The organism is uncultured Thiodictyon sp., assembly GCA_903837595.1.
Classification (GTDB): Bacteria; Pseudomonadota; Gammaproteobacteria; order Chromatiales; family Chromatiaceae; genus Thiodictyon.
The window spans coordinates 1-20,091 of sequence record CAILVI010000380.1; the positions used below are offsets into that span (position 1 = coordinate 1).

General features: G+C 61.0%; 22 protein-coding genes, 1 pseudogene and 1 CRISPR repeat array. Of the genes and pseudogenes, 3 read left to right on the forward strand and 20 right to left on the reverse strand.

Going from position 1 to position 20,091, the window contains the following annotated elements; genetic code table 11:
- Positions 1–18: 18 nt before the first annotated feature.
- Positions 19–417: direct repeats of the CRISPR family, unit length 36 nt; unit sequence ACTTCAATGAGGCCCCGGCGAATTCGCCGGGGAAAC.
- A gap of 225 nt (positions 418–642) precedes the next feature.
- The 7 genes from QZY44_RS22315 to QZY44_RS22345 all read right to left on the reverse strand — a co-directional run bounded on the left by QZY44_RS22315 (position 643) and on the right by QZY44_RS22345 (position 7,294).
- Entirely contained in the window at positions 643–1,692 is a 1,050-nt protein-coding gene (locus tag QZY44_RS22315) for a hypothetical protein (protein ID WP_295452678.1), read from the reverse strand.
- Positions 1,693–1,792: 100 nt separating this feature from the next.
- A complete protein-coding gene (locus QZY44_RS22320; protein ID WP_295452681.1) occupies positions 1,793–1,951 on the reverse strand; it encodes a hypothetical protein in 159 nt (52 codons plus the stop codon).
- 58 nt (positions 1,952–2,009) lie between these two features.
- On the reverse strand, positions 2,010–2,252 hold the full coding sequence (locus tag QZY44_RS22325) for a hypothetical protein (RefSeq protein ID WP_295452685.1): 243 nt from the start codon (positions 2,250–2,252) through the stop codon (positions 2,010–2,012).
- 82 nt (positions 2,253–2,334) lie between these two features.
- Positions 2,335–3,036 carry a TraX family protein gene (locus QZY44_RS22330; RefSeq protein WP_295452794.1) on the reverse strand — a complete coding sequence of 234 codons (702 nt, stop codon included), beginning with the start codon at positions 3,034–3,036 and terminating at the stop codon, positions 2,335–2,337.
- 5 nt (positions 3,037–3,041) lie between these two features.
- Positions 3,042–3,680 (reverse strand): TrbM/KikA/MpfK family conjugal transfer protein, encoded by a 639-nt coding sequence (locus QZY44_RS22335; protein WP_295452688.1) that lies wholly within the window; start codon positions 3,678–3,680, stop codon positions 3,042–3,044.
- Positions 3,681–3,747: 67 nt separating this feature from the next.
- A complete protein-coding gene (gene trbL / locus QZY44_RS22340; protein ID WP_295452694.1) occupies positions 3,748–5,709 on the reverse strand; it encodes a P-type conjugative transfer protein TrbL in 1,962 nt (653 codons plus the stop codon).
- Between the two features lie 124 nt (positions 5,710–5,833).
- Positions 5,834–7,294 carry an antA/AntB antirepressor family protein gene (locus tag QZY44_RS22345; RefSeq protein WP_295452699.1) on the reverse strand — a complete coding sequence of 487 codons (1,461 nt, stop codon included), beginning with the start codon at positions 7,292–7,294 and terminating at the stop codon, positions 5,834–5,836.
- A gap of 474 nt (positions 7,295–7,768) precedes the next feature.
- Here QZY44_RS22345 and QZY44_RS22350 point away from each other — a divergent pair, with 474 nt between their 5' ends.
- Both QZY44_RS22350 and QZY44_RS22355 read left to right on the forward strand, forming a co-directional pair.
- The gene (locus QZY44_RS22350) at positions 7,769–8,137 is read left to right on the forward strand and encodes a UPF0175 family protein (RefSeq protein ID WP_295452702.1); all 369 of its coding nucleotides are present in this window, start codon (positions 7,769–7,771) and stop codon (positions 8,135–8,137) included.
- Positions 8,138–8,183: 46 nt separating this feature from the next.
- Entirely contained in the window at positions 8,184–8,747 is a 564-nt protein-coding gene (locus tag QZY44_RS22355; protein WP_295452705.1) for a ProQ/FinO family protein, read from the forward strand.
- Between the two features lie 365 nt (positions 8,748–9,112).
- On the opposite strand, the gene QZY44_RS22360 is transcribed toward QZY44_RS22355, so the two are convergent.
- Genes QZY44_RS22360 through trbB form a run of 13 tightly spaced genes read right to left on the reverse strand, consistent with a single transcriptional unit; the run spans position 9,113 to position 19,129 of the window.
- The gene (locus QZY44_RS22360; RefSeq protein WP_295452709.1) at positions 9,113–9,304 is read right to left on the reverse strand and encodes a hypothetical protein; all 192 of its coding nucleotides are present in this window, start codon (positions 9,302–9,304) and stop codon (positions 9,113–9,115) included.
- The gene (gene trbJ, locus QZY44_RS22365) at positions 9,301–10,152 is read right to left on the reverse strand and encodes a P-type conjugative transfer protein TrbJ (protein ID WP_295452712.1); all 852 of its coding nucleotides are present in this window, start codon (positions 10,150–10,152) and stop codon (positions 9,301–9,303) included. The genes QZY44_RS22360 and trbJ overlap by 4 nt, the downstream gene beginning before the upstream one ends.
- 52 nt (positions 10,153–10,204) lie before the next feature.
- Entirely contained in the window at positions 10,205–10,612 is a 408-nt protein-coding gene (locus QZY44_RS22370; RefSeq protein ID WP_295452717.1) for a type II toxin-antitoxin system VapC family toxin, read from the reverse strand.
- Complete coding sequence (locus QZY44_RS22375; protein WP_295452720.1) at positions 10,600–10,851, reverse strand: hypothetical protein; 252 nt, start codon at positions 10,849–10,851, stop codon at positions 10,600–10,602. Before QZY44_RS22375 ends, QZY44_RS22370 begins: the two co-directional genes overlap by 13 nt.
- Positions 10,852–10,864: 13 nt before the next feature.
- Positions 10,865–12,214, reverse strand: coding sequence for a TrbI/VirB10 family protein (locus QZY44_RS22380; RefSeq protein ID WP_295452722.1), 1,350 nt, complete (start codon positions 12,212–12,214; stop codon positions 10,865–10,867).
- Positions 12,215–12,216: 2 nt separating this feature from the next.
- The gene (locus tag QZY44_RS22385) at positions 12,217–12,669 is read right to left on the reverse strand and encodes a hypothetical protein (RefSeq protein WP_295452724.1); all 453 of its coding nucleotides are present in this window, start codon (positions 12,667–12,669) and stop codon (positions 12,217–12,219) included.
- Positions 12,669–13,049 (reverse strand): TrbG/VirB9 family P-type conjugative transfer protein, encoded by a 381-nt coding sequence (locus tag QZY44_RS22390; RefSeq protein WP_295452728.1) that lies wholly within the window; start codon positions 13,047–13,049, stop codon positions 12,669–12,671. Before QZY44_RS22390 ends, QZY44_RS22385 begins: the two co-directional genes overlap by 1 nt.
- 1 nt (position 13,050) lies before the next feature.
- Positions 13,051–14,100, reverse strand: a complete 1,050-nt coding sequence (trbG, locus tag QZY44_RS22395; protein ID WP_295452732.1) for a P-type conjugative transfer protein TrbG — start codon at positions 14,098–14,100, stop codon at positions 13,051–13,053.
- A gap of 13 nt (positions 14,101–14,113) precedes the next feature.
- Positions 14,114–14,902, reverse strand: a complete 789-nt coding sequence (locus QZY44_RS22400) for a VirB8/TrbF family protein (RefSeq protein ID WP_295452735.1) — start codon at positions 14,900–14,902, stop codon at positions 14,114–14,116.
- Entirely contained in the window at positions 14,899–17,442 is a 2,544-nt protein-coding gene (locus tag QZY44_RS22405; protein WP_295452737.1) for a VirB4 family type IV secretion/conjugal transfer ATPase, read from the reverse strand. Before QZY44_RS22405 ends, QZY44_RS22400 begins: the two co-directional genes overlap by 4 nt.
- Entirely contained in the window at positions 17,439–17,750 is a 312-nt protein-coding gene (locus QZY44_RS22410) for a conjugal transfer protein TrbD (RefSeq protein ID WP_295452739.1), read from the reverse strand. The genes QZY44_RS22405 and QZY44_RS22410 overlap by 4 nt, the downstream gene beginning before the upstream one ends.
- A gap of 2 nt (positions 17,751–17,752) precedes the next feature.
- Positions 17,753–18,142: a conjugal transfer system pilin TrbC gene (gene trbC / locus QZY44_RS22415; RefSeq protein WP_295452742.1), complete on the reverse strand. Its 390-nt coding sequence runs from the start codon at positions 18,140–18,142 to the stop codon at positions 17,753–17,755.
- Positions 18,143–18,157: 15 nt separating this feature from the next.
- A complete protein-coding gene (trbB, locus tag QZY44_RS22420) occupies positions 18,158–19,129 on the reverse strand; it encodes a P-type conjugative transfer ATPase TrbB (protein ID WP_295452745.1) in 972 nt (323 codons plus the stop codon).
- Between the two features lie 469 nt (positions 19,130–19,598).
- On the opposite strand from trbB, the pseudogene QZY44_RS22425 reads away from it, so the two are divergent.
- A pseudogene (locus QZY44_RS22425) lies at positions 19,599–20,030 on the forward strand (JAB domain-containing protein); the annotation flags it as partial.
- Between the last annotated feature and the right edge of the window lie 61 nt (positions 20,031–20,091).

Below are 20,091 nucleotides of genomic sequence, written 5' to 3' on the forward strand. Positions count from 1 at the left end.
GTCATGTGCCGATCTCCAACTTCAATGAGGCCCCGGCGAATTCGCCGGGGAAACCTACATATCCCGTGCCCAAGGGGCGCTCCCCTTTGACTTCAATGAGGCCCCGGCGAATTCGCCGGGGAAACCAGGCACCCAGAAGCCATGGAACCGCAGCCAGGTCGCACTTCAATGAGGCCCCGGCGAATTCGCCGGGGAAACGTTCCTGGAGGCGATTTCTCAAGCGCTACTGATGCGCACTTCAATGAGGCCCCGGCGAATTCGCCGGGGAAACTCAGCTCTGGACCCTGCTGACCCACCCCGGCAAGTGGACTTCAATGAGGCCCCGGCGAATTCGCCGGGGAAACGCTGATACTCGGCGAGAGCTTTTTCAACGAAGCGAAAACTTCAATGAGGCCCCGGCGAATTCGCCGGGGAAACAGCCCGGCCCCGAGTCCGCTCGTGGCGCGGCTTGCGGGGCACTTTGCGAGCGCTGGCCGTTGGGGGCCATGTGTTTGCTCCGGATGACCATGCAGGGTGGTATGATTCTAACCCATCTCGCTGATTGTTAAAAAGCAGATGTTTGCGAGCGCTGCCGAGGATTGGCGTAACACCGGAGCGCTCGCGGCTGGTGGCGAGATGGCAGATGTAATGCAGAGCGGCCAGTCACTGCGCCAGGATTGCCCGCCAGCCCCCACGCCGGGGGAGGCATTCGTGGCAGAAGGCGGGTGGCGGCGTAACCTCGCCGGACGGGAAAAACATGATGGACTCCCTGGTAGCCATGAGGAGCGCCCGACTCGTTGGCAGCACCCGTAAGCTCGCCGGGAGCGACACATCCGCCGGCGGCACTTGATAGACCTGCCGGTCAGCTACGGGGACCCCGCCTTTGGCGAGCGTCACATCGCCATAAAACGCGACCGCTCCAAACGGATCAACGGTGTATACCCCGTTAGCCCCGGCCGCTCCCGCGATCCGCTCCGCCACGGTCGCGATGGCCCCCGCGCCGGTCCCGGCGAGATCCCACAGCCCCACGGTTTCAACGCCCGCGCTCCCATATTGCATGACGATCCGAGCGCTGTTTGGCGATGTGGACACGTCCCTGACGATTTGCTGCGCCCCAGGGTCCGCCCCAATCGCTTGCGCCGTATTCGCCTCGAGGTCAATCCTGGCCACCGCGCCGGGGGCCGCCGAATACAGCAGTGTCGATCCTGCGACCGTGAGATGTGGTCCATCGCCCAGTCCCATGACGAACGGCCCCCAGGACCTGATCGTGTTCTCCGTTGTCGGCTCTCCCGGCGGATTCGCGAGCGGTGTTGCGTTGAGTTCCAAGACCATTGCCTGGCCGATGCCGATGCCGATGCCGGTGCCAAAGATCCGCGCGCCGACAATCGCCAGATCATAGATTACCGCGGGGGTGCCAACCCAACCATAGACCACTCCGGTATATCCAATCACCGCGATCACCGGGCTATCCCGGCACGCCACATAGAGCCGTTCCTCCTGCCCCCGCGGCTGCATGATCGCCACCGCGTTGGCCGGGCACGGATTTACCTGAATCCGACCCACCTCAGCGCTGTCTTTGAACACCCGAACGCTATCCGGTGTCACGACAAACGCCCGCTCAGTTGCAATGTCGACGGTGAATGCCTGAATACCGCCCCGCCCGAACTGATAGGTCCGTGGTTCTGCGGCCACGCACACAGCAGCGGCCAACATCCAGATTACTGCGAGCAGATGGCCGCCTCGCCAACAGACAGGTTGAGTATTTTTCATTCTCTTTACCTCGTGACTTCGTGTTGCATTGTTGAAAATGGAGCTACGCTGCCAGAATCCCCCGGGATTCCGTGCTGCCTCTGCGGATGAGGAATAAGATGATCGCGAAGGCCATAAATTGGAGTAGGAGCATGATGATCGCGAAGACGATCAGGCCGAGTAGCAAGGCCGGATGTTGGAAAAGCATGGTATCAACGTCCATCTGGTTATCCCTGGCTGTCAATAAACTGTGTCGTCCCGGGTCCTGTCCGAAGACCCAGCTATGGATATGGCTCGGCCGGAACCACAGGTTGAACACGTTGCACCTCCTGTTTCACTATACGCTTCACTTCCTGAACCTGTCGTGCCTGCTTTTCCGCCGGAGAGAGATACATCGTCGTCGTCTCAAACTCCGACAGGGCTTTAGCTTTCTCGCTCAGGATCGCCTGCCCCTCAGAGAGGAGAACACCAAATAGAATGGCAGCGCATACAGTTATGGATATGTTCGTCTGATCTCTGTTCACGTTATCTCCCGCGAATCAAAAAGTAGCCGGATGTATCGCATCCGGCCCAAAGACGCACAGCTAGAAACAGTTAGGTTGCTTTTTAAGTAAAGAACAGATATCCCGCTTGGCGCATCGGGATGCGAATCATCCAGAGTGCAGCTAGGTGGAGGGGGTAGTAGAAATAGAAAGCCCATCGCAACCGCGACACCCTGAAATCGACCCTGGATGCCGCTAGTACGATCGGCAGTGCTGCCATCGCCCACCAGTTACCGTTGACCCCCCAGAGGGCGGCCAGAGCGCAAACCGCCAATCCGGCGGGCATCCAGCCAGGCCGGCGGCAATACCACCACACCCCAACCCCGAGGGCGATGCCAGGCCAACAGAATTCGACTAATGCCCCACCGAGTACGCATACCACTCCCGCCAAGCAGTAGCTAAGGACCGTCCCCTGGTCGAGGTAGTACAGCGTTGCCGTGAGTACGAGCAGCGAGAACAGGATATTTGCCGGCCACCAGCCATGCCATAGGCCGCCGAGGGCCACGAATGCCGGCGTTGCGCAGAGTCCGGTAATCGCCAGCCGTCGCGTCGTCCGGCCGTACACTCCGCGCTCCAGCGTGTTAGGCCGTGCCAGGTTGTAGGCAAGGACGAACACGAATATCGGCATCGCGAGTCGGCCGGCGTCGAACAGCACATTAACCGTGCCATTGCACAGATATTTGTCGATGTGATCGCCGGTCATTGCGATTAGCCCAAACCACTTTAGGGCTTCGAGGGTTCCGTCAGCGACCACTAAGCGTTTCACCGCGGCTACTGCCAGACGTAACCACTGTATTGCTGCGTCAATGTCGGCAATCTCACTGTCCCACCACTCGCCGACACCCACGCCCCGCACAGTTGGTGCGCCCGGTTCGGGTCTGGATTACAAGCGTAACATTGGCTACATGCCACGGTCCCCGAAGACGCGCCATTGAATCCACTCATAGGATCATAGTTTGAGCTGATGCTTGTATCGATACAGAATCGATAGCTGGTTTGGCACTGATTATAGGTGGCCTGACATGCGCTATATTCTTGATTCAGTTGGCTCGCTAATGTTGCGGTGTCGCATGCACTGCCATACTGCACGATCTGACTGACGTTAGATGTCAGCGTGGCCATTTGCGCCGTTTGCTGTGCTGCTGGGCATTTGTTGAGAAACGCCGGGCGCTCCATAAACGCAAAGCTGAAATAGCGCGTTATCGCTGCCGCACATTCCGCCGGTTGCGTTGGGGCAGCAAGGCAGAGGATCGCTTCGCAAGCGTCACGCGAGTCGCCAGTCAATGCCTCCTGAGCGGATGTTGGGGAGCCGTAGGAGATCGCTATGGCGGCCATACCGGACAACATTAATCTGCTTTTCATCGTTTTGCCTTTGTAGTGGTCAAGAGTTGGCGTGGCACTGATGGTCACGCCGAGATAGCGCCGATAGCGCTTGTGCTGGGCGCGAGAGCAATTGCTGAATCGCGCCCCGTTGTCATCACACCGAATTCCTATCCCGGTAGGCGGCAACGTCATCTTCATTATCCGCCCAGCCCCGTTGCACATCGGGGTGGACAAACCCCGGGGTCTCGTCAGACCCGGCCGCGGCCAGACCAGCCGCCGCGGTGGTGTCGGTAGCGCCGGCCGCCTGGGTTCCGGCTCCGCCCGGGGTTCCGCCGGCAGCCGCTGCGGTGGCGCCGGGCGCTTGGGTTCCCGCTCCGGCCGTGGCGGCGCCAGCAGCCGCCGCGGCGGCGATCCCGGCCGCACCGGACGACTGGGTTCCAGCTCCGGCTGGGGTTCCGTCGGCAGCCGCTGCGGTGGCGCCGGGCGCTTGGGTTCCCGCTCCGGCCGTGGCGGTGTCAGCTCCACCAGGTCCTCCGCCGCTCGCGTCCTCCTCTGTCTCCCAACCACGCGATACGTCCGGCCTGACAAATCTCGGGGTCTCGTCCGCATCTGTGTTTGCCGTCATGGCCGTAAAGGCGCCTTTCGCGAGTGTCGCCGCTCCTGCTTTGCCACCCTTTCCGCCGCCTGGCGTACCCCCGCCCACCGGGCCTTGTGAACCACCGCCCTTGCCGGCGCCCGCGGAGCTTTGTGCGTCGCCACCCTTGCCCCCGCCGGTCGAGCTGCCACCCCCTGCGCTTTCTCCACCCTCGTTGCCGCTGACGAGGCCCATTGGCGCAGCCTCCGAGCTGCCGCCCTTACCGCCGCCGGCCGAGCTGCCAGCGCCTGCGCTTTGCGAGCCACCACCCTTGCCGCCGGCGGACCCGCCACCGCCGAGGCTTTGCGAGCCACCACCCTGACCTCCGTCGCCCTCGTCGCCCCTGACCAGCCCCATTTGTTGGGCCTCCCATTGGCCACCGCCGTCTTGGCCCCCGCCTTGGTAGTCTTGCCCGCCCGCGCCGCCACCTTGGCCACCGCCGGGCGTGCCCCTGGTGAAGCTTTCGGCCCCCGAACTGTCCGCGGCCTTGATGGCCGCCATGATCGCCGAAGCGCCGCCGGCCGTTTCCGCCACCGCACGCACGGCGGTACTCGCGACCTGGCCGGGCGATGTGTTGGCGAGTCCTCCCGCTCCATTGCCGCCCACCACGCTCGCGATGAGTGGAGGGAGATACGACGATAGCGACAGCAAGCAGAAGCTGAATACCAGCATCACGCCTAGATCTTCAAATTTCAGCGTTGTCGTTATCATCTTTGCGTAATACAGGTCTAGCGTCGTCTGGCCGATGCCGACGATGAGTGTAATAACGAAAAGCTGTACCCCGATATTCAGCACATTCCTGAAATAGCCGATGGCCATGTCCGAGGTCCAGTTAGACCCGCCGAAGCCAAGATAAAAAACGCCGGCATACATCAAAAAATAGGATGCCACCAGCAATTTCAACATATTGAGGCCAACCGCGGTCAGCAGTAAGAGAATGGAAACCCCAAGGAGGAACACAGCTAAGCTATCTATCGGGTGGATAGTTATCCAGGTGGAGTTGATCGTGAGTTTAAAAACTTTGTAACCGATATCGACAACCCCAGAAGGTGTCAACGGCGCGGTTCCTCCACTCGCTAGAGTTCCAAGCTGCATCATCGACTTAATGATGGTGCTCGCGAGATACGTGCCATTATCTAAGAGCCAGTAATAGAACCCGAAAAATAGAATGAAGCGGATGAATTCAGCGAAGAATGCACTGATGTCCGCTTGCTGTGTCGCGAGCCTGATGCCGCTCCATACCAGCGAAATCGTGCAGAGTGAAATGAAAATAAAGGTCGCAGTGCTTCGCACTGGACCGCTCCATTGCGTCATTTGCGCTTTAAACAAAATCAACACTTGATCGAGTACGCCGTTATTGCTGGCATCGACATACGGCAACTCAGCACTCGCATCGCTCGCGAAAATAACAAGCGCAATCAGGCCGCAGATGACGATCGCTGATCTTTTCACTTCGGGTAACTCATTCTGCCTCGTTGACATTTCCGATCCTCCGCGATAAACCCCGCCGTTCAGGGCGGGGAGGGATAGCGGGCGACGGCGGCGCCGTCGTGCCCACCTGTGAATCTGGGGCACCGTCAGCCGGACTGACGGTGCCCCGGCCTTGCTACTCCCGCAGGTCGGGCCGCGGATCGCAGCGTGCGGCCGGCACGCGGGCATAGAGCTTGGAGATCTCCGCCATGCGCCCGTGCGACAGCTCCAGGATCAACTGCGCACCGCGCTCCACACCCGCCGCGAGTTGCTGGTCGCGCTGCTCGGCGATGACCTGCTCGAAGTCCTCACCGTCGCGGAACACCCGGCGCAGTAAGTCGGCCTCGGCCTTATAGACCGCCTCCTCCCAGGCGGCGGACGCGGCATAGATCCGGCGCAACTCGCTACACATCGCGGGTAGGTGGCGCACCTCGAACGGCTGGGGCGCCGCAGTGCCGGTGACGGCGCGCAGGGAGCGCCAGATCGCGAAGCGCCAGGCGCGGGCGCGGAACTGGTGGTCTGTCATGAGCCCCAACACGCGGTCGAGGTTGGCCAGGTCGTCGCGGGTGAGGACCTCGACGGGAGCGGCGGGGGCCGGGAGCGCCGGCACGGAGGCGACGGGCAAGGCGCTCAGGTAGAGGATGGCGTCGGCCAGTTGGGAGCGGAGAAGCTCGGCCGGCTCGACAATCTGGAACTGGCGTTGCAGGCTCGACCAGAGCTGCGCGGACACCTGCTCCTGCAGCGGCGCGTCGAGGCCTTCGCAGCGGGCGCCGATGACGGCGGCCAGAAATTGCTGCTCGCCGGGCAGGAGGAGGGCCGCGGGGTCCGGCTGTTCCATGAGCCGGCGCAACTCGACCATCCGCGGCATCCAAATGTTCGAGCGGATGGCCGCGGCGGACACGAACGCGTCGCTCACCTGGCGGTGAAAGTCTTGGCCCACGGAGTGCCCGTAGGCCAGGACCAGCCCATACTCGATAAAGGTGCCGTGCGGCGTGACCACGATCGGCGGTCGGCCGGGGACCTTGTAGCGCTGCGCCTGTTCCTGCGTCTCCTCGCGCTGCAGCCAGCGCTCGGGCGGATGCTTGGCGGCGGCACCGGCGGCCCGGTACAGGTCGTCGAGACAGTAGCGGCCGTCCGGGTCCTGTCGGATCACGAGGTCGCCCAGGCCGATCGGCGGAGCGTCGTCGGGATCGGGGGTCGGCGGCGCGGCCGCCGCAGCTTCCAGGGCCGCCAGGGCTTGGCGCTCCATCGCAATGAAGTAGCGCCGCGCCTCCCGGCCCTTGGCGTTGTTCTCGACCATGCTCAGTTCCTTGGCCATGTCGAGACTGAGGTGGTAGTCCTTGCGGTTTTGGCCGCCCCTCTTCGCTTTGGCAATTTCCAAAGCGATGGCAAAATCCTGATTTTCCTGAAAGTCGTACTTTGTGATCCGGTCCTTGATCCAGTTCGCGAACAGGTCGCCGTTCTGCAAGAAGGCGTGGAGGGTCCGCGCGTCGCAGACCTGCGCGGGGACACCGCCAATCTCGCCGTGGAAGACGGGGACAAGCTGGGTGCCGACGGACGGGACGGGGGCGGACGGATCTTGGGTAGGGTCAGACATGGTGGAGTTCCTCTGTGTGCTGAGAACCGCCACCGTCCGCTGTCAGACGGGAGAAGGTGGCGGGCGCCACGGAGCTGACAGGACGGCCACAGAGCAACCGCGCGCCCGAAAGCGCCCCCATGGCGCCCGCCATAAACTGCGGGCGCAAAAAAAGCGCTTCGGATGAGCGCTTACGCGCTCTGTAGTTCAGGCTGTCAGACCCGGCCGCCCAATGGGGGGCGACATGGGCAGGATAGGCCGGACTCGCCGCGCCCGTCAAGGCGGGCGAGGCGCCAATCGCTTTCAGCAAGCGCATGCTAAACCTCTGAAATAATGACTGTCGCCAAAAGTGACCACTATAGAGCACTCTAAGCACTTCGCGCAAGCAAGCGCCCGCCCCTTGGGGGTGTCTGCCATATTTAGATAGGCTTGGCAAGAACCCCGGGGCGTGCTTAACTCAGCCAAGAACACAATTTAACCCACGCGGAGAAACTGATGGTCCACATTGCGTTTGATATCCAAGAAGGCGCGTTATCCAGTGTTCGGCACAATCCCGAAATGTTTACCCGTGAACTGCGCATTGCAGCTGCTGTGAAGTGGTATGAGATCAAGCAGGTCAGTCAGGGGCGTGCAGCGGAAATCGCCGGTCTATCGCGGTCCGAGTTGGAGCAGGTCGCACAGGCGATCGAAGCGGATGCCGGCGAAGCCATTCCCGGGCTGCGCGAATCGCTCGCCGAGATGGCCGCCGATGTCGATCTTGAAGATTTGTGTCTCGCCGAAGAGCGGTTGATTGAAAGTCGCGCCGGTCGCAGTCAGAGCTATACACTCGAAGAAGTTGAGCGTGATCTTGGCCTGGCAGTTTAAAATCGATGAAGGCGCCAAGACTGCCCTTGCGAAATTAGGTTTATCGATGACTAACCCAACCCCAGAACTCCTGGCCCTGCGGGATGCCTTCCCGCTGGCCTTCCCGGCCGAGAATGCCGCCGTGCGCCCGCTGGCGATCGGCATTCGCGACGTCATCCTGGCCTGGGCGGACACCCGCCCTGACCTGGACCCCAAGCAGGTCGCCGAGGCGTTGCGGCACCACTGCGCCCGCGTGACCTACCGCCGCACGGTAGTCGCCGGGGCCATGCGGATCGATCTGCAGGGGCAGCCCGTGGCACCGGTGACGCAGGAGGCCGCGGCGCTGGCCGCCGAGGGCATCGAGCGGGACCGGGTGATGGCGGCGCAGGCTGTCATCAACCGGGAGATGCGGCGCACGGCGGCCCTGGAGCAACAGGCCAAGATTCAGGCCGCGGCGGAGGCCCGACGGGCGAAGCAGGCAGCCAAGGCGCCGAAGCAGAAGGCGAAGAAGACGCCGCAACCGGCCGCGGAGGCGCCAGCGCCGAAGCCGGCACCGAAGCCAGCACCCACGTCGAAGTCCGCCGCCGCGGTAGTGGTGAAGAAACGGCGGGCCATCCCGAAGGGTGAGTGAGCGCCGGGCGCCCTTCGACCGTTCGACCGCCGCCACCGGCCGCGTGACGGGAGCATTACGCCCGCCAACTGCTTTTGCGCTTTTCCTCGACTTTTCTTCTGACTTTCGCTGCTATTTTCATCTGATTTCCTCGTTTGTTGCGAATTGCTCATTTTCTCGATGGGGGTGGGTAATCAAAGGGGTCTGTCGGAGTCGAGTGAACCTCGCCAGTCGTGCGCCGCAGCGCGGCACTCCCCGCGTCCTGGCGCGCCGCTCTATCTTCAGCCGCTTTATTCGGCTTTTCGCCGCAACCCGACAAAGACAAAAGGCAAATGGCCACAATCGCTGATCTTTTCATTTCGTTTCTCCCGGCGGCTGCGAATTTTTCATTTTTTTGGCACGACCTCAATCATATAGGTATGTCGCGTCGGGTTAATGTCGCCGTTCGAGCTCCGCAGCGCGGCACTCCCTACTTCCTGTCGCACCACGTCGACGACAATAATCAGCGCAATGAGACCGCAGAGGACTAGCGCTGCTATCTTTATTTTGCTTCGGCCGGCTTCTGCCAGTTTTTTCATTTCTTCGGTTCGACCTCAATCATATAGGTATGTCGCGTCGGGTTAATGTCGCCGTTCGAGCTCCTCAGCGCGGCACTCCCCGCGTCTTGGCGCGCCGCTAGATCCGTGGTCGCCTGCATCTGGGTCACGACCGCATTTTGCTGGGCCGCCAAGAGCCCGCGGATCTGGATGAGTTGATTGCCTTGCTCTGCCGCGAGCTGGCTGGCATATCCGATCGCTTCCATCTGCCCTGCGGCCGTTTGTGCATTCGCCTGTAGTCGCTGCAATCGCGCTGCATCAGTCTGGATAGTGTCTTGCTGTTGATCCAGCCCCTTGATTGCGGCATCGTTGGCCTTTTTCTGAGCCTGTGACCCTAATGCGGCGTTGTCGTTCAGCCTTGCCATTTCTTCCGCGCTGCATCCGGTCGCGGTGTAGCAAGGCGAGTTCCGGTAGTAATTCGCATCCTGGAACTTCGCTAGATACGCATCGATGCTGCCGGTCTGGTTCTTGTAGTACGCCAGGGTGTCAGTGACTCCCCGCAGTTTCGTCATGACCGCCTGGGCGTCGTTCCAGATATAGGCCGCGGGTGCGAGTGTATTCTTCACCATGTTTTCATATTGCTGCACTTGCGTCGCATACGCGCGATACTGCTCTTCCAGCTGCTGCAGTTGAGTGGCGTATTGTTGCACCTGCTGCAACGTCTGTGCGACCGTTTCCATCGCGGTCGTTGTGTTTTGCACGAGGTTGAGGCCATGGAACGTATTGGCGAGACCGTCAACGGTCGGGACGCCAGCGCGCGCCGGTAGCGTCAGCGCCAGGCCGACGGTGGCCAGTGCGAGTAGGGTTTGTCTACGAATAGCGTGTTTCATCAAAAAAACCTCTGTTTGTTGGAACGAGCGGGAGACATGAATGTTGTCGTCTTCAGAAGGGATTGAAGACCGAAACACCCGTGCGCTCGACATCAGACACGTTGCGCGTGACCAGGATCAAACCATGGACTAGCGCGGTGGCCGCCAGAAGACTGTCGATGACTGGCAATGGATCGGGTACTCCCAACCGTCCCCAGCGGTCGGCAATTTCTGGGGTGACAGGTAAGACCCGATCAGTCGTTGACTCGACTAATTGCCCCAGCCATGATTCCAGCACCGCCGCACTGGCCGGGTCACGTCGGCGCAGACGCTCCACGCCGTTGCGAATTTCACCTAAGGTTAGCGCTGAAAGGTAAATATCGGACTCGTCAGTGGATTCAAACCATTGGCGTACCTTGGCGTTGGCCTTTTTCCCCTTACGCAGTTCCGAGATGACGTTCGTGTCGATCAGGAATCCCACAATTCACTCCCCCGACCAACATCCTGGCGCCGGGCGAAATCCTCATCGCTACCAACATCGGGCATCGCCATTAACAGCGCCTTGATTCCTGGTAGGGGGGGGCTTTGCTGCGTCTGATAGCTAATCGTCAAACGCACAGGACCTACGGGAACGTCAGATGGCAGATCCAGTATGAGCCGGTGGTCAGGGGGAATGATCGCCTCAGTTTCATAATAGGAATCAGATGTCGTCGTCAGCATACTAATTGCCTCGCTAATAAACAGAGGACTGATAGGGCTTGTCAAACGTCAAGTCCTTGGTGAGCATGACGTTGAACCGGTACCCCGGCCGGATTTCGAGTGTTGGCGAAATACTCATGTTTTTGCTCAGTAGTTGCCCGGTCACTTGCCCGAGTTGCTGCCCCAGCGCCTGGCTCATGGCGCTACTGAAACTCTGCTGCGTGGTGGCCCCGGTGGTACCGGTGGTTTGCGCCGGCTGACTGTAGGCGATGCCGGCCGTGACGGCAGAGAGCATGATCGCTGAGCCGAACAGCCGCACGTAATGATTGTTTACCTTGTCAGTGAACCCCGCATATCCGGAGCCGTCCACGCCGGGCTGGGCGCCTACATCCATGGCCGTGCCGTCAGGAAATACGATCCGCTGCCAGGCGATCAAGACGCGCGATTGACCATAGGCGACTTGACTCGAATAGGTGCCGACCAGGCGGGCGCCTTGGGGGATCAGGAGGTACTTGCCGGTCGGGGTGTCATACACGTTTTCCGAGACCTGTGCCAAGATTTGCCCCGGCAGATCCGAGTTGATCCCGGACATGAGCAGGGCGGGGAGCACAAATCCGGCCCGGACTTCGTAGCGCGAGCGGGGCTGCTCCGGGCGCTTGTTGAGTACCCACCGATCGCGGTCCCCGGCGTTGTCGAACTGTGCCAGGCTCCCGCCACCGCCACCGCCACCGCCACCGCCGGGCAGCGCACCCACCGCGCCCCTCGCGCCGCTCGCCTGTATCTGTGCCACACGCGCCCGATAGGCTTGTTCCGGATCGAGCGTCCCAGCAGCGGGAGAGCCCAGCACGCCCAGCGGGGACCGCGGCTCGGGACTGCGCGTCCCGGGCGGCGCCCCCGTGCCTTGGGTCACCGGCACTGCGGTCTTGGCTTTCGCTGACTGGACCAGTTGTTGGATGCGGTTTTGCTCAATCTTATCAAGTTCCTGCTCTGCCGGCGAGGGCGCACGGGGGGCGGGCACGGATGATGGCACGGTCGGGGCTGGGACCGGGGTTGTTCCAGGTGCTGTTGGCCCACGCGGGGTGCCGAACGGCTGGCCCACGGGCGGCGGCGCGGGCTGGGCGGCCGGCTTAATGATGCCTCCCTGGTTCAGCATGCCAGGAATGTTTTTCGTGATGGCGCTGGCGTTGGGGGCTTCCTCCGCCGCAGCCGGCGGGGGATTCTTTGGTGCCCCACGGTTGTAAGCCACCATCGCGATGATGGTGAAGAACATAACGGCCAGGCCCAACCCCACCCACATTGGCACGTTGTTGACACTGCGGACTCCCGGGCTGGCGGTACTGCCGGGTGAGGCGGACGGGGACATGGAGCTGCTATTGATAGCCATGATTACTGTCTCTGTGACCAAGGACCGGCGGGGACCGCCCCGGACGGGTCCGGCAAATAGGCGCGGCTGATACTGGTGCTGCCGACGAATACCGTGACGCGGTAGACCTCCAAGCCGGCCGGCACACCGGTCGGCACATCGATAAAGTACGACAGCGCATAACCGGCCGGGGCCGTGCGGGCGCTGCCTACGGTGACGTGGTACCCCTTCGCAATCAGGGCGGCCACCAACCCTTGGCCGAAGGTATCGGCGGGCTGGGCCGCCAGGCCCACGGGCGTACTCGGCGCCGGGTAGAGAATCTCCAGTTGTGTACTGGCGTCAGTCACTAGGGTAGGGATCAAGTTCGCAGGCGCAGGATTGACCACGCTGGGCACGGGGCTGTCAACGCGCTGGTTGAACGGGACACAACCCGCGGTCAGCAGGAGCAATGCCACCAGGCTGAACGGCGGGCGCACTAGCGGCTCCGCGCGATGGTGACGCGCTCTTGACCCAGACCCACGCCCGCCAGCAGCACCGCCCGGTCAAAAACCGCATCGACAATATACCGATGGTCCTGGACCCGATAGTTCACCAGCACCAACTCTTCTGGCGTAAACAGTCCGGCGCGGTTGCGTACGACCAGGAGGGTCGGCGCTTCCGTTTGTGCCAAGGCGGTCGGGCGCATTTCGATGATCGTCTTGACGCCATCGTTGAACACGGCAATCGGTGTCCAGCGTGCATCGCCCGTAATTTCGTAATTGAAATCCAGTCCACCGTGGACCCCACCGCTGCGGGAGACGGTGGCACAACCGCTCAGCAGGACGACGGCCACTAACGCGCTTATGAGCTTGGGCATCTTAGCGGCTCCGTGCAATCGTGATACTGGTTTGATTGGGTTGGGTGCCGGCGACCAGCAAGGCCTTGTCGAAGAGCATGTCAACGACATAACTGTCACCCTCCACGACATAGTTCACCGGCGGCCCGCTGGCGCCGGTCGGATCCACGACCAATAGGCTCGGGGCCGTGCCCGTGTTCATGCCCGCCGCCGCCGGCATGCGGATATAGGTGCGCCGACCATCGTTGTAGACGTTGACCGGCTTCCAGGGTGCGTCGCCGCTGACCAGGTAGTTGAAGTCGATGTTACTCAGATATTTCGTTTCGGATAGGGGCTGGGCTTGGGCTTGGGCTTGGGGTTGGGGTGGCGCCGTGGTCGGCACGCTCGCCGTGCTCGCGGATCGCGGCCGGTTGGGCGGCACCCGCGCTGGCTTTTTTCCCAGACCAATGCCGTCCTTATAGGTAAACGCGACTTGTGGCATGTAGCGTGTGCGATGCGAGCGCAGGCGCAGGTGATAAATGCGGCGATCCGTCGCCACCACCAGTGAGGTTTCCAATCCGACATCTGTCGGCTTGATGATCACGTGTGGAATCGCCTTTTCTTCGGTTCCAGCGAGGGCCGACTCAACTGTCCAGCGGCCGGTATCACCGAGGTTGATCGCAGTAATCTGCTCGCCCTGTTGTAGCGCAATGTCGCAGAGTTGGAGCACGGCACATACGATGCTCGGTTGCTGCATCCCGAACTTGAAAATGATCACCCCATTCCTGGCCTCGAAATTCACGCTGCCAGGGTTCCCGGCTTGCCACTCATCGGCCAGCGCTAGCGCCGCCTCTTCCTGCTGCGTCAAGATCGGATCGGGACCGGAGAACAGCACGTCTTCGGGGCGTGGCGCTGGCAGCACACACCGCCCATCGCGTAGCACCCCGGGGCAGGTGTCCAGCGCTTCCGCCGGTATGGGAGTGCCGAGGGTGCCGGGCGGCCGGTCCCGCGCAGTACCGTCGGCAGGGGCGGCCAGGGCTGCCGCCCCCAGCAACAGCAGGCACCCGCCGGCCAACATCGCATACATTCTCATGGAATTCCCCCAATCAATTCTGCCGTGACCAGGAAAAATCACGGACATAGATCCCGAGCGGGTTATTGCGGATTTGTTCTTCGGTCGTATCCGCCCGTGCTGCCACGGTGTAAACAGTGACCAGCGCCCGCATCCGCACCGGCGCATCTTTGATCCCCCCGTCGCGGTTGCGCGTGGTTTCCACCCAGTCAACTTGCCAGGTGTCGGGGGTTTGCGGCAGGACGCTCGTAATGTCCGTCGACACCATTTCCTTTTCCGCCCGCAGAAACGGGCTTGAGTCTTCGGTGCCATTCACCCATTGCGTCATCTTCGCCATCGCTGGGTCTTTCGGCGCCAACAAGGCGAAGTTGCGCAAGATGGCCTTGCGCTGGAGTGCGGTATCGAGTGTCACGAGCCGGGCGTCAGCGATGAATTGCGCGACCGTGGCGTGCAGCACCCGTTCGTCAACCGGTGCCGCACGCTGCGCGGGGGCGACAGCCAGCGCTTGGCCGAGCTTGTCGACCTCCACCACGTAGGGGATGAATTGTGACTGACTGCCCAGGTAGATCATCCCCCCCACGGCCGCGAGGGCGATCAACAGCGAGAGCATTGCCACCATCTGCCACGCTTGCCGTGCGTCGATAATGGCCCCTTCGTGCTCATTCCAGACACGACGGGCGTTGAGGTAGGGGTTGTCCGTGTCAGGTGCGGCGGTCGGTGGAGTAGGGTCCAGTTCGTCAGCCGCGTCTGGGTCGCGATCAATGTCCTCGCGACCAGGCGCGATCGGGCCACCGCGGCGCCGTAAGAGTAAGTTCCACTTCATCGCGACACCTCATAATCAGAAAGCTTCAGACCGCGGCTCTCCAGCCAATAATCAACCCAGCCTGGGCCGTGTTGCGCCTCCAGGCCGCGGATGATCGACACCGATTCTTTATCGGATGCCCCCACGAACGCGAGTGCCAAGGGGCCGAGCGCCAAATTGAATAAGCGGCGCCCATTTTCGGACACGTAATAGTAGTCGCGCTTTGGCACCGCCGAGGCCAGAATCTCCAGTTCACGGCTATTCAATCCCATGCGTCGATACAGGGCCGCCGCGTCATCGTCACGGGCGGCGGGATTCGGCAAATAGATTCGGGTCGCCGTCGATTCTACGATGACATCCAGAATCCCCGAGCTGACAGCATCAGAGAGGCTTTGCGTGGCCATCAGCACCAGGCAGTTGGCCTTGCGTAGCACTTTCAACCATTCGCGTATTTTCGCCCGAAACGCCGCATGGCCGAGCATCAACCAGGCTTCATCCAGGATGATGACAGACGGTTGCCCTGACAGGCTGCATTCGATGCGCCGGAATAAATAGAGTAAGGTTGGTAGCGCGTACTTTTCGCCGAGATTCATCAAGTCCTCGATCTCGAACACGGTAAAGTCAGTCAGCGACAAGCCGTCAGTGTGCGCGTCAAGCAGGGTTCCCATCGGACCGTCAATCGTGTAAGGCTTGATCGCGTCACGGATTGCTTCGTCTTGAATCGTCACGGAGAACTCGGACAACGTGCGCGAGCCGCTGTCGTGCATCGAGGTAATGGCCGCATCGATTTCGTTGCGTTGATCAGGTGTCGTGTTCAATCCGTTTAGCCGCAGAATGGTATCAATCCATTCGTTGGCCCACGCCCGATCGCCTTTCGTGTCGAGATACTGCAACGGGCAGAATGCCAGGGTGTTATCGTCGGACGCTACCATATAATGCTGGCCGCCCACGGCCTTGACCAGCGGGTACATCGACATGCCTTTGTCAAAGGCATAGATTGACATGCCACGGTAGCGCCGCAGTTGGGCCGCAATCAGGGATAAAAGGGTGGATTTACCTCCGCCGGTGAGGCCGAACAGAAAGGTATGACCGACATCGCGCACATGGAGGTTGAGTCGAAACGGCGTGGCGCCACTGGTCACGCACTGAAGCAGGGCCGGGGAGTCCGGCGGATACAGCGGACAGGGGGCATGGTCGAGCCCGGTCCAGGTGGTACTGGTTGGGAGCATGTCCGCAATATTCATGGTGTTGAGTAATGGGCGGCGCACGTTTTCCACGCCGTGCCCCGGCAAGCTGCCCAGGTAGGCGTCCATGGTATTAATGGTTTCGATCCGGGCGGCAAACCCCAGCCGGTGAATCGCCTTCAACACCACCCGCGCAGACTGTTCCACCCGCTCGCGTTGTGCGTCCATCAGAACCACCACGCTGGTGAAATATCCCTGCGCAATAAAGCCGCTGTTCACGTCTGCAATAGACGCCTCGGCATCGGCCACCATATTGATTGCATCTTGATCGATGGTCCCAGCGTTTGTGTTAAATACTTGCGCCATGAACCCGCGTACTTTCTGTTTCCACTTCTTGCGGAATTTCTCGAGATGGGACACGGCGTCATGGGTATCCATCAGGATCAGGCGCGAGGACCACCGATACTCGCATGGCAACTCGCTGAGTATCGATAACATGCCAGGCGTCGATTCGAGCGGAAAGCTCTCGATCGCAACGACTTGAATAAAGTTGTCCCCAATTTTTGGGACAACCCCAGCGTATAATTCCTGACCGCCTAGTAGCGCGTCTAAATACATGGGCGCGTTGGGCAGTTGGATCGGTTGCTGAATGCCGGTAATGCAAAAGTGTAACCAGGACAGCAAAGCGTCGTCGGTGACGTTGGTGCCGCCCGGCGTGCGCCGGCGTTGGCCGCGTAACCGGGTCAAGTGGACCGCCGACGAGAGCCGATCTTCGAGCGATTGGCAATCGTGCTCGAAGGTCTGGATCAGCGCCCGGGTACGGGCTTTGTCGTCCGTGATGGCGGCATCATCATCAAACATCAGTTCCTGGAACTTCGCTTGCGCCAGGAGCGGGGGAAAGTAGGTGGCCGACAGCACGAAATGACCTTCAAACATCGTGCCGAGGTGCTCGAACCGGCGACGGCGTTCCTCATCGATGGCGGCGGATACCCGATCGGGGAAGGCCGAGCGCTCCGGTGCCGGGTACGCCGTCGCCGGGTGGCGCACGGCATCGACATGAATCATCCAGCCGCTCCCTAGACTTGCCAGCGCTTGGTTGATCCGTACCGAGACCTGGTTGCGTTGATCATCCGTGGCGCTGGCGTTGTCCTCGCCCCGATAGATCCAAGCGGCCAGGAATGCGCCGTTTTTGCAGACGACGGTACCGTCTTTTACGGTCGCGGCATAGTTGAGCAGGTCTGAAACTCCGGCCTGGGTGGAGCGATGGTATTTCAGTTGGCGGGTGGTGCGTGCGTTTAAGACAATCGCCACCTGTAATCCGAGCAGGACGCTTCCGATGCCTGCAATCAGGTACGTGATGATCGATAGCGAACTCATTGATAGCCTCTGGTTTGACTAGGCGAATTCTCGCGGAACGGTGTGCTGCGGGCGGGGTAATAGCGCTTATAGCGGCGATGCCGCAGATACACTTGCAGCATTTGCGGGTCTGCCTTGGCCATTAGCCGCAACAGATACAGGCTGACCGACCAGAGTAGGACCCCGAAAATGGTGGCCCGTAGGTCTTGAGCAGAAAAAATGAGGGCTCCGGCCATCACGCCGGCGAACATCGTCATCTTGCGATCCCCACCCATAAATAGGATAGTCCGATTACCAGCCCGACGAATGGGGATCGCACGTAAGGCCATGACTAGGCGACTCCCGCATAAGCGGTCACGTCACTGCGGCTTCCGATTTCCGCGGCCGTACCGAAGAAGGAGGTCATGATGTTGGTTGCGCCGACCAGCAGGGCCATGACGAGCACCAGAAAGATCAAGGTGCGGAAAAACCCGTTCAGGTCGCCACCGAAGATCAACACGCCGCCCGCAATGACCAAGCCGATAATACTGATCGCAAAAGCGACGGGGCCGGTGACGGAGGTGCGCAGACTGGTCAACCAGGATTCATAGGGCAAGCCACCGCCCGTACTGGTAGCCGCCATGGCGTGATCGGGACTCAGCGCCAGGAACAGCAGCAGGGCGGCGCCGACATACAGGATGGGGGAGCGGGGTAGGGTAAGGGGAAGGATGCTTATGGTCATAGGTAAGGCTCTTGGTTACAGGGCAGTGGTGACATAACGGCCATCCGTATACCCGGAAATAGCAAGTATTTCCTGGACACGACGGCCTTCGGGAGTCCGGGCAATATGGACAACAATGTGAACGACATCGCCAATGAGGGGTTCGATCGGACGGGGGGCGTCGGGGTGCATACTGATCAGCATTGCGAGCCGGTCTAATCCGGCGCGGGCGTTGTTCGCATGAAGTGTGGCGGCGCCGCCCTCGTGGCCGGTATTCCAGCACATCAGGAGATCTAGCGCTTCAGGGCCGCGCACCTCGCCCACGAGTATGCGATCGGGGCGCATTCTCAGGGTGGTTTTCAATAGCAGGGTCATGGGCACTTCGAGCGATGTGTGATACTGCACACAATTCGTCGCAGCGCATTGGATTTCACCGGTGTCCTCGATGATGACAACACGCTCGGCGGGATCGCGCTCGACCATCCGATTGATGATCGCATTGATGAGAGTGGTCTTACCTGAGCCAGTGCCGCCGATGACAAGGATGTTGCGGTGTCCACCGATCGCGTCGCTGATGATCGCGGCTTGGTCTGCGGTCATGATGCCAGCGGACACATAATCTTCGAGGGTGAAGATCGCGACGGCCTTTTTGCGAATCGCGAAGGTGGGCGCTGTGACGACGGGAGGGACCTGCCCGGCGAAGCGCGAGCCGTCCAGTGGTAACTCGCCCTCTAAGATCGGCTTATGCCGGGTCACTTCTTTGCCGTGGTAGCCCGCGACGGTCTTGATGATGCTGTCGGCGCGGCCGGCGTTGATACTGCCGATGCAACGCATCGGCTCGCCTAAGCGCTCTTGCCAGATCTTGCCGTCCGCGTTGCACAAGACTTCTACGGTTTTCGGGTCTGCCAGCGCCGCGAGTAGCAGTGGGCCAAGGTCCCGCTCCAGTTTCACCAGGGCGCGTTGCTTCAACGAAGTCAGTTCGTCAGTCTCGGGCGGTTTGTGGTGCATTCGCGGCTACCCCGTTCTCATTGTTCGGCGGTGATGGTCTGGGCAGGCGATTGGTCGGGAAGCTCCGCCGGTGACGGTAGTATATCACTGGTAGCGGTTATTTGGGTGGAAGTTTGCAGTTAGCTAGCCGTTGGCCGTGGGAGCGCCGCGACAGCTTACAACGCAGTATGGGTGTGGGTTCGGCTTCGCAGTGTGTATCAACGAGCGTTGTGCTGAACCCGCGGCGGCCATGGCTAGCAGGCAATCTATCGGGTGTCGACGATCGCGTTTATGAATAGCGAACATCACCACGGCGGATAGGTCAGTAAGGTTTTACTCCATAAAGGAAGGGGCTGACGAGGCTGATTGACTCCTGTACCTAGCGATGGGGGGGCGCCTATTTTTTTGATTTCGTTGCAGAAAAGTATTGTGTTTGTGTCGGCGGGTGTGTAATATGGTCACATCGTCACCACACGCCCCGGACTCTGAAATGAACCACTCGACACTTCCGCTGCCTGGAATCGACCTGCCGCACAACCGCTTTGCGGACCTGCGGATTGCCGATTTCACTGACGCAGAGGCGGATACGGTGGTCAAGCTGGCGTTGGCTATCACGGCGCGCAAGCATCGCCGGGGCGCCGCCCTGTGCTCCCCGCAGGACACCCGCGACTATCTGATGCTGCATATCGGCGGGCGGCCGTTTGAATTGTTTGGGGTGCTGTTCTTGGACAATCGGCACCGCATCATTGCGATTGAGGAATTGTTCCAGGGTACGATCGACGGCGCGTCAGTGCATCCGCGCGTGGTTGTCACTCGCGCACTGAACCTCAATGCCGCTGCGGTGCTGTTCTTCCATAACCACCCGTCGGGCGTCGCCGAGCCGAGCCAGGCGGATCTGCGGATCACGCAACGACTAAAGGAATAATGCGAAGCTTCGCATTACTCTTTTTATGAGCAGGACGCCGTAATGCGAAGGACGCTGG

What these genes read in the sequence shown, in the direction of transcription:
- QZY44_RS22315 (WP_295452678.1), bottom strand. Translation starts at nt 1,692, where the DNA reads ATGTTGGCCGCTGCTGTGTGCGTGGCCGCAGAACCACGGACCTATCAG.
- QZY44_RS22320 (WP_295452681.1), bottom strand. Translation starts at nt 1,951, where the DNA reads ATGGACGTTGATACCATGCTTTTCCAACATCCGGCCTTGCTACTCGGC.
- trbL (WP_295452694.1), bottom strand. Translation starts at nt 5,709, where the DNA reads ATGTCAACGAGGCAGAATGAGTTACCCGAAGTGAAAAGATCAGCGATC.
- QZY44_RS22345 (WP_295452699.1), bottom strand. Translation starts at nt 7,294, where the DNA reads ATGTCTGACCCTACCCAAGATCCGTCCGCCCCCGTCCCGTCCGTCGGC.
- QZY44_RS22350 (WP_295452702.1), top strand. Translation starts at nt 7,769, where the DNA reads ATGGTCCACATTGCGTTTGATATCCAAGAAGGCGCGTTATCCAGTGTT.
- QZY44_RS22355 (WP_295452705.1), top strand. Translation starts at nt 8,184, where the DNA reads ATGACTAACCCAACCCCAGAACTCCTGGCCCTGCGGGATGCCTTCCCG.
- QZY44_RS22360 (WP_295452709.1), bottom strand. Translation starts at nt 9,304, where the DNA reads ATGAAAAAACTGGCAGAAGCCGGCCGAAGCAAAATAAAGATAGCAGCG.
- trbJ (WP_295452712.1), bottom strand. Translation starts at nt 10,152, where the DNA reads ATGAAACACGCTATTCGTAGACAAACCCTACTCGCACTGGCCACCGTC.
- QZY44_RS22375 (WP_295452720.1), bottom strand. Translation starts at nt 10,851, where the DNA reads ATGCTGACGACGACATCTGATTCCTATTATGAAACTGAGGCGATCATT.
- QZY44_RS22380 (WP_295452722.1), bottom strand. Translation starts at nt 12,214, where the DNA reads ATGGCTATCAATAGCAGCTCCATGTCCCCGTCCGCCTCACCCGGCAGT.
- QZY44_RS22390 (WP_295452728.1), bottom strand. Translation starts at nt 13,049, where the DNA reads ATGCCCAAGCTCATAAGCGCGTTAGTGGCCGTCGTCCTGCTGAGCGGT.
- trbG (WP_295452732.1), bottom strand. Translation starts at nt 14,100, where the DNA reads ATGAGAATGTATGCGATGTTGGCCGGCGGGTGCCTGCTGTTGCTGGGG.
- QZY44_RS22400 (WP_295452735.1), bottom strand. Translation starts at nt 14,902, where the DNA reads ATGAAGTGGAACTTACTCTTACGGCGCCGCGGTGGCCCGATCGCGCCT.
- QZY44_RS22405 (WP_295452737.1), bottom strand. Translation starts at nt 17,442, where the DNA reads ATGAGTTCGCTATCGATCATCACGTACCTGATTGCAGGCATCGGAAGC.
- QZY44_RS22410 (WP_295452739.1), bottom strand. Translation starts at nt 17,750, where the DNA reads ATGGCCTTACGTGCGATCCCCATTCGTCGGGCTGGTAATCGGACTATC.
- trbC (WP_295452742.1), bottom strand. Translation starts at nt 18,142, where the DNA reads ATGACCATAAGCATCCTTCCCCTTACCCTACCCCGCTCCCCCATCCTG.
- trbB (WP_295452745.1), bottom strand. Translation starts at nt 19,129, where the DNA reads ATGCACCACAAACCGCCCGAGACTGACGAACTGACTTCGTTGAAGCAA.